This window comes from Arcicella sp. LKC2W, assembly GCF_034931005.1.
GTDB lineage: Bacteria > Bacteroidota > Bacteroidia > Cytophagales > Spirosomataceae > Arcicella.
The window spans coordinates 430533-444288 of sequence record NZ_JAYGIN010000001.1 but is presented as its reverse complement, the minus strand read 5'-3'; the positions used below and the strand labels follow the sequence as shown (position 1 = coordinate 444288).

Below are 13756 nucleotides of genomic sequence, written 5' to 3'. Positions count from 1 at the left end.
AAATTATTCAATCACAATATTGTATTGCTCCAGTAACCCAACGATTCCCGTTAATGAAAACTTAGCTTTCTTTATTCGATTTTTTTCTGGATTGATGGTATAATGTTCGGCAGTTCTGAAATCAGTTTTTTCTAAATTTGTTCCATCAAATTTAGCTCCTAAAAGATTACAATTGCTTAAATCTAAGGCAGTTAAGTCTGCTTCTGTGAAATCTACTTCTTGCAAGCTACAGTTTTTGATTTTAGAAGTTTTGAAACTCATTTTGTAAAATGATGATAAATTTAAGAGGCATTCTTGAAAAATCACTGAAAACCCAAATTTATTACAATCTTCAAAATGCACGCCTAAAATTTTACAACCAATAAATTTAATATCTCTAAAAGCGGTATTGGATACTTTTGCCAGGCTGAAATCACACTCTTTAAATTCACAATCCATAAAGTTGACACCCGAAAGACTAACGTTTGAGAAAATACAATTGGTGAATTTACAGTTTTCATAATCTCCCAAAACCAGTATTTCTTCTACAAAAGAAATTCCCTGAAAGTGTTGGTCTTCGATAAGTTGTTTACTCATTTTGATGTCTTCTGATGTAGAAGTGTTAAATAATACTTTTATAAACGGCTAAAGTTTGCTTGGCTTTTTTTTCTGTTGAAAAATCGTTTTGTCTCAGAAATCCTTTGTCAATCAGCGAGTTACGTAAACTTGAATCATTGATAATCGTTAATAATTTGTCAGTCAAGTCATCCTCACTATTTGGTTCAAAATACAAAGCTGCTTCTTGAGCAACTTCTGGAAAACATGAACTATTACTCAAAACTACTGGACAACCGCAAGCAAATGCTTCTAATATCGGAATTCCAAAGCCCTCATAAACAGAAGGATACACAAAGGCAATGGCTCTGGTATACAATTCAAAAAGGGTATTGTCGCTATGAAAATTGAGATGAATTACATTATCTTTCAAACCTAACTGATTAATTAATTGCAATTCACTTTCGTTGAAATTTCCGCCTCCCGCACACAAAAGTTGTACTTCTGTGTGCTTTTTAACAACTGATTTGAAGGATTTTAATAAACCATCAAAATTCTTATAGTCATTTCTTGCTCCAACGTAAAGTAGAAATTTTTCGGGCGTTTTGAGGTAATAATTATGTGGTTGTTTATGATTAATGAAAGAAGTTGAATGATGAACCACATCAATTTTATCCGCTTTTATGTCATAAAATTCCAGCAAATCTGCTTTGGTATTTTCTGAAACTGCAATTATTTTTGATGCTCTACTGAGAATTTCTTGCTTTTGTTCTCTCGTAGAATTATCAATATGTTGAAGGTTGAAACGCTCTTTTATACAGTCATGATACGTAAATACAAATGGCTTATTATCAAGATGTTTAAGGAAATAATTGTGAAAAAAAGTAGGGTGGAAAATATCAAAATTACCTCTTTGAAGTTGAAAAACACTGTTCATTCTGTTGGTTCGAGAAACCAACATATTGGTTGGCATAAAACCGAAAATATTTTTGAACTGTTTTGGTTTTCTAACTGAACTACTTTTTAAATATTCATTATTTGAAAACTGAATAGACAACGCAATATCAACACCCATTTTGGATAGCGATTCTATCAAATCATGATAATAACGAGCCACACCGCCGTAACGTTGTCCCGTAAATGCTTGATGGTCGTAAAGGATTTTCATGGGTTGTTTTAAAATATTTATCGGAATGAACTATCCTTAAAATTTAACCGCTGACGGAGTTTTAAGTGCCGTCAGGGTTATTATATCTTATTTATTCATCAAAGTTTCAATCTCATCGGCATCCATAGGAATGCTTTCCATGAGGTCAATACTGCCTGTTTCGGTAATTAGAATATTATTTTCTAAACGTATTCCAATACCTTCTTCTCGAATATAAATGCCAGGTTCAATCGTGAAAACCATGCCAGCTTCCACTTTACGGTATTTATTCCAAACATCGTGTACGTCAAGTCCTAAATGATGAGATGTACCGTGCATGAAATATTTTTTCAATAAAGGTGAATCTGGATTTTGCTTTTCGATGTCTGCACGACTGAATAATCCTAAATCTACTAATTCGCTTTCAATAAATGTCTCGACTTCTTTTTGGTAATCTTCCCACAAAACACCCACCTTTAAAATTGATTTGGCAAATTTAAAAGCACGATGAACGGCATCATAAACAGCTCTTTGACGTTTTGTAAATCGACCATTTACAGGAATAGTACGGGTTAAATCAGAATTGTAGTTGGCATATTCAGCCGCAACGTCCAATAAAATCAAATCTCCGTCCTTGCATGGGCGACTGTTCTCAATATAATGCAATACACAGGCACTCGCCCCCGAAGCAATAATAGGTGTATAAGCAAAGCCTTTTGAACGATTACGGACGAACTCATGGATTAATTCCGCTTCAATTTCGTATTCCGTTACGTCTGGTTTGACGAAATTTAAAAGCCGTCTAAAACCTAATTCTGTAATGCGACAAGCTTCTGAAATTTGAGCAATTTCATAATCACTTTTAATAACTCGTAATTGGTGCATCAAAGGGGCAATACGCTCAAATTTATGCAAAGGAAAATGTTCTTTTGCCCAAATAATGAATTTAGCATCACGAGTTTGAACCGTAGAATGATTACGAATATGCTCGTTTGAATTCAAGTAAATATGTTCCGCTTCAAAAACTAAAGTGGTTAAAACAGCTTCAAATTGGCTTGTCCAATATATTTTTTCAATACCAGAAACTTCTTTTGCGTGTTCTTTTGTGTATTTGTAGCCTTCCCAAATGGCAATTAAATCTGAAGTTTCTTTCAAAAATAAAACCTCACGATGCTTTGGGTCGGGGCAATTAGGGAAAATCAAAAGGATTGATTCCTCTTGGTCGATGCCTGATAGATAAAATAAATCAGAATTTTGTTGAAAACCCATTGTACCGTCTGCATTGGTTGGCATTGGGTCGTTTGAGTTAAATATAGCAAGCGATTTTGGTTTCAATAATGAAGCTAATCTTTTGCGGTTTTCTATAAATAATGCGTTGTTGATGGGTAAGTATTTCATATAATTTTAAAGGTTTTGTTTTCGGAAATAGTAATTAATTTTCTTTATCGGAATTGTATTCTTAATTACTAAATAACCGCTGACGGGGTAAAAACCGCCGTCAGGGTCTGAATTAAAAACCCTGACGGCGGTTTTTACCCCGTCAGCGGTTATTTAATGTCAATTTTAAAATTTTGCATTTTCAAGTATATGGCTCCGTTCTTTATTTCTTCTTACACAAATAAATAATTTCCTCTTTCGGAAGGGCAAATCTTTTTACTCTTTCAGCGGGCATTTCCATGACAAACTTGTCTTCCGTAACGTGCCAACCGCCTTGTTCGAGACGTTTATTATAATCTTTCCCGAAAATTCTAAAGTGGTCATCTTGCTTGAAAAGACGTTCTCTTTCTTTCGGGTCAGTAATGGTTTTGTCTTCAAAAGTGGTTGCTAAAGCCCAATCTTGTGGTGACTGCATAATGGCAAATCCGCTTGGCTTCAACACTCTACGCATTTCTTCCATGCAACGAATATCGTCTTCTACGTGTTCTAAAACGTGATTACAGAATACTACGTCAAAAGTATTTTCTTCAAACGGAATATGGTGTAAATCCATTTTTACTTTTGCCAATGGCGACTCAATATCAGCCGTGATATAGTCCAGATTTTTCATTTTCTCAAAACGGTCGATGAAACAATATTCTGGAGCAACGTGCAGAACTTTGAGGTTATCTTTAAAGAAATTGGTTTTTTCCTGTAAATACAGATACATCAAACGGTGACGTTCCAGAGCAAGACAACTTGGGCAAAGAGCGTTTTCTCTTGGTTCTAAACGTCCATAAGGCAAGAATTTACTGAAAGTTGAGTGGCAAACTGGGCATTCAACGTTATTTCCAGAGAGGAGAATTCCGTAGGTTTTAGTAGCAAAATGACCTACCAATTGAATGTATTTTCGTGGAATGTTTCTGAGTGTCCAGCTAATTATATTCTTAATCATCTATTTTTTGATAAATTTTTCTTCCGCAAAGATAAAAAAATATTCCCGCACTCTCGCACGGGAATAAAATTTCAAATATTGATATGCTGAAAATATTTAGGGCGGTTTGTCGCTGGTATCACCCAAAATATAGTTTTTACTTTTGGGAAGTCAATATTCTGTGGTATTCGCTTTTCGCCAATCGCCTTTCGCTTAAATTATTCACAGATTTCTACATTTCTCTAATCCAAACATTTCTAAAACTAACGGCATTTCCGTGGTCTTGTAAGTGAATTGGAGCTTTTCCATGAACGGGATTAGTAGGTTGCCCAATATAATTGGTCACACCTTGAATTTTTGTATGGTTTTGAACCACAATACCATTATGAATCACAGTCACGTAAGCAGGCGTTTCAATACCACCATTTATTGTGAATTTAGGAGCAGTATAAATAATGTCATAAACGTTCCAATCTCCTTGTTTTGATGTTGCATTTACCAACGGAGGCGTTTGTTTGTAAATTGAACCTGCCTGACCATTACGATAAGTGCGGTTTTGGTAAGAATTTAAAACTTGCACTTCATAAATTCCTTGTAAGAAAACACCACTATTTCCTCTTCCTTGCCCTTTTTTGTCATCTGCTTCATTTGGTGAACGCCATTCGATGTGTAATTGACAATCGCCAAAAAGTTTTTTGGTTGAGATTCCACCAGCACCGCCAACAACAGTCATAACACCATCTTCAACTTTCCATTTTGCAGCACTACCGTCTTTTGTAGATTCCCATTGTTCAAGATTTTTGCCATCAAATAATACAATAGCATCAGAAGGAACTGTACTTGGAGTAACTATTCTAACTTCTGGATCCATGAATTCTGTTGCTTCTGGTTTATCAGGGTTTTTCTGTGTAAAACGAGTATCTTGAGCCTGTAAACCCAATGATGAAACAGTTACTAAAGCCGTAAAAATTACTTTTTTATTGATTTTCATGGAATGTTTTTGTTAGTTTATAGTAATATTGAAATATAAAATTATGTTTAAGTCAATAATTTCTCAAATAAACACCATAAAATTATTTTTATTGTGCTTCTTTACCATTAGTTCTGTCTCTCTAAATGCTCAAACGGGCGATTTTAGATATTTAGATATGAATACAATCTTGAAGGATTCCAAAATTCAATTGGCTAAAAATCAGTTGCTTAAAGGTTGGACGATGCGAGCTAATGGAAGTAATTTTTATATCGAAAGAACGGAAAATGTTTTTTTGTCACAATCAGCATTAAAAAGTTTGGAATCCAATACTAACATTGTTTCTAAGACTGTTGGTGGAAAAAAAATATTAATGATGAAAACGAAGGCATATTTTTTGATGACTATTGAGAAAAGGCTTCCGAACGATAAAGTACAGTTATTAAGAACAACAGCAAAAGCTATCTATCAAACTGATTTTTATACTATTTTCTTGTGGCAAGAACACGGCTTTACCTATTCTAATAAATCCATTCCTACTACATTAAATAATGAATTTAGGACGATTGAAAAACTGCTCGGAAGTCTTTGGCAATGAAGTAAAATTTAAACAAATATTAAACTAACTGTAATTACTATAAAACCAATATGAAACCTGATATTCCTAAAAAAGCTCCTGGACAAAGATTAGTAAAACAAATGCCACTAAGAACGAAATGGATTCTTTGTGCTATTGCTGGACTTTTATTGTTTGGCTTTGGTATTATAGGAATCGGCAATGCAACAGCTCTAAAAACTGACCCAACTATAAATTTTGCAAGATGGTTTATTTGGGGAGTCTATGGTTTTATTCTGACTATTTTAGGCTTAGTTTTCTTTGGTCAAGCAATACGGTTTAGAGTGCTAATGGATATTAATAAGAAACTGAATAAGCAAGAAAAAGAGCTTCAACGTCATATTAAAAAAGTCAATCATTTAGGTGAAGTCCTGAGAACAAAAGAAGATAAGAAAGGAAAAGAAAAGTAGGTTGATTTACGATTTAGAGCTTAAAACTTCTATTTTCTAAAAGTTGAAAAAAAGAAAAACCCATCCGTTTGAGATGGGTTTTTTGTTTCTTAGAAGAAATTGTACAAAATTACTTCGCAGCCTTCGCAGCAAATTCAGCTTTTATTGCTTCTACGTCCACCAATTTAATTTCAGGTGTTGTAGTCAAAAACTTAATTGCATTGACTTTGTTAGTGGCTATAGCCTTGTTTCTTCTGTCTTTTCTTTTTAGTCTTGTAACAGCCATTGCGAACAGAGTTTTAAATTGAGGTGCAAAATTAGGGATTATTTCTTTTTCTACCAAACTTAAAGGGCTTTATCATTGGAAGAATTATAAGTTATGAGCTGTAAATTATGAGTTGTTAATGGATGTTTTATTGTAAGTAGTTGGTTTTTAGTATTTTGTGTTGATTTTTGTAAGGTGTTTTGAATATTCCCAATTAAACTCTTTTTATAAAAAATGGATAATTATTTACTAAATGCCATAAAACCTTTGAGGTTTTGTAATTTTGTAAGAATAAGGCATTTAGTAACGTTGAAATAATAAAAATAAGATAACAAATCAATGAGTAAACCAAGCGTAGTAAGAGGTACAAGGGATTTTGGACCAGAGAAAATGGTTCGACGAAATTATATATTTGGAACAATTAAGTCTGTTTTTGAAAAATTTGGTTTTCAGCCCATCGAAACCCCAGCAATGGAAAACCTTTCAACATTGATGGGTAAATACGGAGAAGAAGGCGACCAATTATTATTCAAAATCTTGAATTCGGGTAATTTTTCGGAGAAAATTGGACAACCTGATTTAGAGGAAGGATATAAAAAATTGACCACAAAAATTTCTGAAAAGGGGCTAAAATATGATTTAACCGTTCCTTTTGCTCGCTACGTAGTGATGAATCGTGGCGAGTTGGCAATGCCTTTCAAGCGTTATCAAATTCAACCCGTTTGGCGTGGCGACCGTCCCCAAAAAGGACGTTACAGAGAATTTTACCAGTGCGATGCCGACGTTGTAGGAACAGATTCATTGATTTGTGAGGCTGAAATTGTGTTGATGATTCATGAAGTGATGCAGAAATTGGGTATCAATTTCATGCTAAAAATCAATAATCGTAAAATTTTAACTGGACTATCAGAAGCGATTGGAGCGGTAGGAGAGGAGGGAACTTTGGCAGTTGCGATTGATAAATTAGATAAAATTGGGAAAGAAAAAGTATTGGAAGAATTAGCTCAAAAGGGTTTTTCAACGGATTCTTTATCGAAACTTGACCCAATTTTTGAAATCTCAGGAACGAATCAAGAGAAGTTTTTGAAGTTAGAAGAATTATTCCAAAATTCGGAAATCGGTCAAAAAGGAATTGCCGAATTAAAACAAGTTTGGACGTATCTTTCAGCTTTTGGCGTTTCTGAAAATAATATCGAATTAGACATTACGCTTGCTCGTGGCCTATCATATTACACAGGTGCGATTTTTGAGGTAAAAGCTCTTGATGTTCAAATTGGTTCAATTACAGGTGGAGGTCGTTACGATAATTTGACAGGTACTTTTGGTGTGCCAGGCTTATCGGGCGTAGGTATTTCTTTTGGTGTCGATAGAATTTATGATGTAATGGAGGAATTGAATTTGTTTCCTGAAAATCAATCAGTTACGACAAAGTTGTTATTCTGTCATTTTGGAGAAAATGAACTGAATTATGCACTTCCATTATTGCAAAAAGCCCGTCTGGCTGGAGTAAATACAGAAATTTATCCAGATGTTTGCAAAATTAAAAAACAGTTGGATTATGCTGATAAAAAGAAGATTCAGTTCGTGTGTATTATCGGTTCAGATGAAATGAATACAGGAATTTTAACGCTCAAAAATATGATTTCTGGTGAACAAGAAAAATTGAGCTTTGATGACATTTTGAGTAAATTAGCTTAAAGAAGCTGTTTTTAGAAAAGGAACCTGTTTAATAAGTTATTTAAACTTCCCGAAAGTTCTAAAACTTTCGGGAAGTTCTCCAATCAAACATTTTAGGGTGAAAATTATTCAGAAAACTTATTAAACAGCGTATTCAAGAAAAGGCTTGATAAGTTTCAAATTTATCAAGCCTTTTTTATTTGTCCCTACATTGTTTCTTCTTATTTTTGGCAAATGTTCAACCAATCATAAATACGAAACTCTCACATGAAAAAGCTAATTCTATTTGTTTACCTACTAAGCTTTATTTCCCCCATTTTCTCCCAAAACACAACTTCTCCTGAAGACTATTATTCAATTCAAAGGTTTGTGGAAGCAACGGTACAAATACCATTTATGGCTCGTGTTGCTGACGTGCAAGGTACTGTTACTGTTAAAATAACGCTTGGAAATGGCGATTCAAAACAGTACGAAATTGTAAAAAATCTTAGACCTGATTGTGATAAAGAAGCTTTAAGAGTTGTCAAATTATTAAGTAATAAATTGTTAGAAGATAATTTGAATGGAAAAAAGAAAATGTTGCTCGAAGTGCCATTTTTTAACGTAAAACCTATCTTTTATAAAGATGGATTGCTGATAGATTATTACGATAAAAAACATAAACCAACTACTAATCAAGAAGAAATTAAATATGCCAGTAGATATTTTGTTGATTCATTGACAGGAAGAGTAATGAGTGATGTTGATTATTTTGAAATTAATAAAACCAAACTAAAACCAATTGGAAAGGCGTTTTTAAGAATAGATAGTTTGGATAGATATGAACCCACATTTTTCGAAAATGCGGCTGATTCTTTGAAAATGTTTTATTTTAGAGCTTCCACAAATAGTGAATTCAAAGACGTTATGGGTGGATATTATTCAAATGGTCAGATGCTTATATCGCATAGTGGAGATAAACATTATAGTTATTTCCCAAATGGAAGAATTAAGCAGGAAAGTGAAGTAGTGGATGATGGGAAAAAGACGGTAATAACAGATTATAATTGGTTTGCTAATGGGCAAATGGCTTATGTAAAGGTAACCGAAAGAATTAAAGCAGAAACAATTGAGAAAATTATAGCTGTTTGGGATACACTTGGAACGCAGATTGTGAAAGATGGACAAGGTTGGGATGAATATTATGAAGGCAGAGGTGGAAAAATGATAATTCATGCTGGATTAATCAAAGACGGTTTTTTTGAAGGCAAATGGATTGGAAAAAGCCCCAACGGAGAACTTAAATACCGTGAAATTTATAAAAATGGAAAGTGTATAAATGGAGTTGCCTATTGGAAGAAAGACTCAACTACCTACGAAAACCCTTCTGTTCAGGCAGAGTTTAAAGGTGGAATGCAAGGTTTTGCCAATTTTTTACAAGGAAATTTAAAATATCCTTCAGCGGCACAGAGAGCAAATGTAAGCGGGAAAGTTTATGTGCAATTTGTGGTTTGTACCGACGGAACACTGTGTGATTATAAAGTTTTGAAAGGCGTGGGTTTTGGTTGCGACGAAGAATCAATTCGTGTTTTACAAGCATCAAGTGGTAAATGGCAGCCTGGAAAACAACGTGGAAGAACGGTCAGAAGTAGATTTACTATTCCAATAAATTATCAATTATCACGCTAAAATACTGCATTTAGACTTGATAATTGTACGAAATTATCAAGTCTATACCCATCTATTTGTAAGTGATGTAATTATTTTTATTTTTGAGAATTGTTCAACCAATTTAAACTCGAAAATTTACATCATGAAAAAGACACCATTATTGTTTTTTCTCCTATTTTCTATTACTTCCTCTTTCGCTCAAGATTTTATAACTGAGCCAAATTTAATCCTAAGATTTATCGAATCAACCGTTCAAATTCCATTTATGGCAGAAGTTGAGGGTATTAAAGATACGGTGTCCATTCGTGTTACAACTAACGATTTAGGTTCTCCCATTAAATACGAAATAGTGAAAGGTCGTCGAGAAGATTGTAATAAGGAGGCTTTGAGGGTTGTTAAATTATTGAATAACAGACTATTAAAGTCAAAAATGAACGGCGAAAAAGAAATAATACTTGATGTCCCTTTTCGTAGTTTTGGTAAAATTAATTATACCAAAGGTTCTGTTAATCAGTATTACGATGCTAATAAAAAGAAAACTTTCAAGAAAGAAGATTACAGATATGTGTCTAAATATTTGGTAGATACTCTAACAGGAATTATTAGAAGTAATATTGTTTTTCTTGATTTGAAAGGACAAAATCCTGAGCAAGAAATGAAATTAGGGCTTTTGCAAATTGATAGCTCAGAATATCATCATCGTGAAATATTTGAAGATGAAAACATCAATTACAAGCAATATATTTTTAGAACAAAGCAAGTAGAGACTTTTCCAATAATTGAACATAAACGTTATTCAAATGGGCAGATGGTTGATGTCTCAAAGCAATATACCGTCTCTATATCACCATCTTCAATGTTAAGTACATTTGGGAGATGTTCGTATTTTCCCAATGGACGGATAAAAAAAGAATGGATTATTACAAAAACACAAAAAGTTTGTTATGATTGGTTGGCTAACGGACAAATTAAATCTATTGAGACAGAAGAGTTGATTAAAAGAGATAGTAGTTACGAAGTAGGTGTAAGTAGAAGAAAAATAATTTCGCTTTGGGATTCGCTCGGAACTCAAATTGTAAAAGATGGGAATGGGGATGCTGTATTTTATGAAGGATATGGCAATAATATTGAAGTTGTTTCTGGCAAAATTATCGATGGAATGAAAGAGGGAGAGTGGGTTGCAAAAAGTAAAACAGGAAAAATAGTTTATAGAGAAAATATCGAACATAATAAGCTTATCAGTGGTGTATCCTATGCCAATGATATCGAAACTCCATACACAAGAATTGAAGAATATGCTGAATATTTAGGAGGTATGGGGAAGTTTGCAGGACATCTAATGAATAATTTGAAATATCCTACTGTAGCACAAAAAGCTCATGTGAGTGGTAAAGTTTATGTTCAATTTACCGTTTGTACGGATGGAACTCTGTGTGATTTTAATGTGCTGAAAAGTGTAGGTTTTGGTTGTGACGAAGAAGCTATTCGAGTATTACAGGCTTCGAGTGGAAATTGGAAAGCTGGAACGGAGAGAGGAAAACCTTATAGAAGTAAATTGACTATTCCAATAAATTTTCAACTAAGCAATTAATTACAATCATCTAAGTAATGGGACAAAATAAAACACTATTTTAAAATCCCACAAACCATTGATAATTCGTAATTCATCATTGTACTTAATTTGTGGGTTTCAACATCCCGAAATCATTCCGTTAAGGGTTTGAACTTTCGGGATGTTGCTTGTTAAATGTAGTATGATATTTTTACATTATAAAAATTATCTCCAATTCTTGTAAGCATTTATCAAACCATTTGTTGAAGAATCATGGCTTGCAACAGCTTCACTTCCAGACAATTCTGGTAAAATTTGATTAGCTAATTGCTTGCCTAACTCAACGCCCCATTGGTCGAAACTGAAAATATTCCAAATAACGCCTTGTACAAAAATCTTGTGTTCGTACATCGCTACTAAACTTCCTAAAGTTCTCGGAGTCAATTGTTTAAACAAAATAGAGTTTGTCGGACGATTTCCCTTGAATACTTTGAAAGAAGCTAATTCTTCAATTTCTGCTTGTGTTTTTCCTGCTTTTACAAATTCAGCCTCTACTTCTTCCAACGTTTTGCCATTCATCAATGCTTCTGTTTGAGCAAAGAAATTTGACAATAATAGCGTATGATGATTGCCAATTTGGTTGTGAGAAACCGCAGGAGCAAGGAAATCGGCAGGAATTAATTTTGTTCCTTGATGAATCAATTGATAAAATGCGTGTTGCCCGTTTGTACCAGGTTCGCCCCAAATAACAGGGCCTGTTTGATAGTCAACCGCTTTTCCATCACGTCCTACATACTTCCCATTCGACTCCATATCTCCTTGTTGGAAATACGCTGCAAAACGGTGCATATATTGGTCGTAAGGTAAAATAGCTTGTGTTTCAGCACCGTGAAAATTATTGTACCAAATGCCCAAGAGAGCTAAAATGACAGGGATATTTTCGTTGAAATCAGCTGTGCGGAAGTGTTTATCCATCGCATGAGCTCCTTCCAAAAGTTCAATAAAATTCTCAAAACCAACCGAAAGAATAATTGACAAACCAATAGCCGACCAAAGTGAATAACGACCACCAACCCAGTCCCAGAAACCAAACATATTATTGGCATCAATACCGAAAGCTGTCACTAATTTTTCGTTGGTAGAAACTGCCACAAAGTGTTTTGCCACAGATTCTGCCGACCCACCATTTGCCAAGAACCAATCACGTGCCGAATGAGCATTAGCCATTGTTTCCTGCGTTGTGAAAGTCTTAGAAGCAATTAAAAATAAAGTTGTTTCTGGATTTATTTTCTTGAAAACTTCCGCAATATGCGTTCCGTCAACATTAGAAACGAAGTGAAGATTTAATTGATTTTTATAAGGTTTTAATGCTTCAGTGACCATTACAGGGCCTAAATCTGAACCTCCAATACCAATATTTACAACATCTGTAATTGCTTTATCTGAATATCCTTTCCACTCACCCGAAATCACTTTTTCAGAAAAACCTTTCATTTTTTCTAAAACTGCATTTACCTCAGGCATCACATCTTTTCCATCCACGGCAATTGGCGAATTAGAACGATTTCTCAAAGCCACATGAAGTACAGAACGATTTTCTGTTTTGTTAATGGTATCTCCCGTAAACATACGCTCGATAGCATCGTCCAACTCACATTCATTTGCCAAAGCAATTAAAGTTGCTTTTGTTTTGTCGGTAAGTAAGTTTTTAGAATAATCAACCAAAATATCTTCAAAATTGATAGAGAATTTATTGAAACGTTCTGAATCATTCTTGAAAAGCTCCTTTATAGAGGTTTCGGCTAACTCGGCTTTGTGTTTTGTTAAAAGCGAGAAAGCGTGCGTTTGGTCGAAGGGGATAGATTTTAACATGATTAGCTTTTTGTATATAAATGAGTTTCAAATTTACAAAAAGAGAATCGTATTTGCCATTTTGGTAGAACATTTAGCTATTAATTTCTCTTTAATCCAATGGAATCAATAAAATATCTTTAACCCTATATATTATGCCTTCTTCGCCCTGTTCTGTCATATACTTTTTACTGACTATATATGAAATTTCAGCTTTGATTAAACAATTGCCTCTTTTTACAATTCTTTGACTAAATGCACCTTCATTCATAAAATAAGCAGTATTCATGTTTAACTCTTTGTCAAACTCTACAATTGCAGTTTGAGAAGTCGTTTGTCCAACTGTATAGAAACAGTCATTGTTTGCCTGGAAATTTATCCGTGCTGATATTTTCGGAGAAATAGTATCAGGATTGATTGCATACATTGACCAATCATTATCTATTTTAAAAGCAAAGACTAAGTTTATCTCTTTATTCTGAATTTCCTTAGTAACTTGCCATTTTACAGATGGCATATTTTGCGAATAAATAGGACAACAATATAAAAAAAGCATAATACATAAACATACAAAGCAGTTTGGGGAAGTAAGGTTCGATTTCATAATAATTAATAGAATATAAATGGTTTAAAATATACAAAGCCTATAAACTATATAGTATTAATTCTATTGCCTAAAAGCATAAGAATTTACCAGAAAACTTCTTTGAATGGTAAGACTTTTGAATGGTTAGATATTTATAGAAATTTGAATG

13 protein-coding genes are annotated in these 13756 nt (G+C 33.8%); 5 read left to right on the top strand and 8 right to left on the bottom strand.

Annotation, left to right across the window (positions count from 1 at the left end; all coding sequences use genetic code 11):
* Positions 1-3: 3 nt before the first annotated feature.
* The 5 genes from VB796_RS01630 to VB796_RS01610 form a co-directional block, all read right to left on the bottom strand.
* Entirely contained in the window at positions 4-576 is a 573-nt protein-coding gene (locus VB796_RS01630) for a pentapeptide repeat-containing protein (RefSeq protein WP_323344762.1), read from the bottom strand.
* Between the two features lie 25 nt (positions 577-601).
* Entirely contained in the window at positions 602-1702 is a 1101-nt protein-coding gene (locus VB796_RS01625; RefSeq protein ID WP_323344761.1) for a glycosyltransferase family 1 protein, read from the bottom strand.
* A gap of 87 nt (positions 1703-1789) precedes the next feature.
* The gene (locus VB796_RS01620; RefSeq protein ID WP_323344760.1) at positions 1790-3079 is read right to left on the bottom strand and encodes an aminopeptidase P family protein; all 1290 of its coding nucleotides are present in this window, start codon (positions 3077-3079) and stop codon (positions 1790-1792) included.
* 202 nt (positions 3080-3281) lie between these two features.
* Complete coding sequence (locus tag VB796_RS01615; protein ID WP_323344792.1) at positions 3282-4049, bottom strand: class I SAM-dependent methyltransferase; 768 nt, start codon at positions 4047-4049, stop codon at positions 3282-3284.
* A gap of 214 nt (positions 4050-4263) precedes the next feature.
* Positions 4264-5022: a DUF1080 domain-containing protein gene (locus VB796_RS01610; protein ID WP_323344759.1), complete on the bottom strand. Its 759-nt coding sequence runs from the start codon at positions 5020-5022 to the stop codon at positions 4264-4266.
* A gap of 43 nt (positions 5023-5065) precedes the next feature.
* Between VB796_RS01610 and VB796_RS01605 the strand changes: the two genes are divergently transcribed.
* The gene (locus VB796_RS01605; RefSeq protein WP_323344758.1) at positions 5066-5599 is read left to right on the top strand and encodes a hypothetical protein; all 534 of its coding nucleotides are present in this window, start codon (positions 5066-5068) and stop codon (positions 5597-5599) included.
* A gap of 50 nt (positions 5600-5649) precedes the next feature.
* Positions 5650-6027 carry a hypothetical protein gene (locus tag VB796_RS01600; protein ID WP_323344757.1) on the top strand — a complete coding sequence of 126 codons (378 nt, stop codon included), beginning with the start codon at positions 5650-5652 and terminating at the stop codon, positions 6025-6027.
* 109 nt (positions 6028-6136) lie between these two features.
* Here VB796_RS01600 and VB796_RS01595 read toward each other — a convergent pair whose 3' ends face one another.
* On the bottom strand, positions 6137-6292 hold the full coding sequence (locus VB796_RS01595; RefSeq protein ID WP_323344756.1) for a hypothetical protein: 156 nt from the start codon (positions 6290-6292) through the stop codon (positions 6137-6139).
* A gap of 318 nt (positions 6293-6610) precedes the next feature.
* Here VB796_RS01595 and hisS point away from each other — a divergent pair, with 318 nt between their 5' ends.
* From hisS to VB796_RS01580, 3 genes are all read left to right on the top strand, one after another.
* Positions 6611-7969, top strand: coding sequence for a histidine--tRNA ligase (hisS, locus tag VB796_RS01590; RefSeq protein ID WP_323344755.1), 1359 nt, complete (start codon positions 6611-6613; stop codon positions 7967-7969).
* 246 nt (positions 7970-8215) lie between these two features.
* Positions 8216-9616: a TonB family protein gene (locus tag VB796_RS01585; protein WP_323344754.1), complete on the top strand. Its 1401-nt coding sequence runs from the start codon at positions 8216-8218 to the stop codon at positions 9614-9616.
* Positions 9617-9740: 124 nt separating this feature from the next.
* A complete protein-coding gene (locus VB796_RS01580) occupies positions 9741-11189 on the top strand; it encodes an energy transducer TonB (protein WP_323344753.1) in 1449 nt (482 codons plus the stop codon).
* A gap of 186 nt (positions 11190-11375) precedes the next feature.
* Here the strand turns inward: VB796_RS01580 and pgi are convergent, their stop codons facing one another.
* Positions 11376-13022, bottom strand: a complete 1647-nt coding sequence (gene pgi, locus VB796_RS01575; protein WP_323344752.1) for a glucose-6-phosphate isomerase — start codon at positions 13020-13022, stop codon at positions 11376-11378.
* 91 nt (positions 13023-13113) lie between these two features.
* A complete protein-coding gene (locus VB796_RS01570) occupies positions 13114-13518 on the bottom strand; it encodes a hypothetical protein (protein ID WP_323344751.1) in 405 nt (134 codons plus the stop codon).
* Positions 13519-13756: the final 238 nt, after the last annotated feature.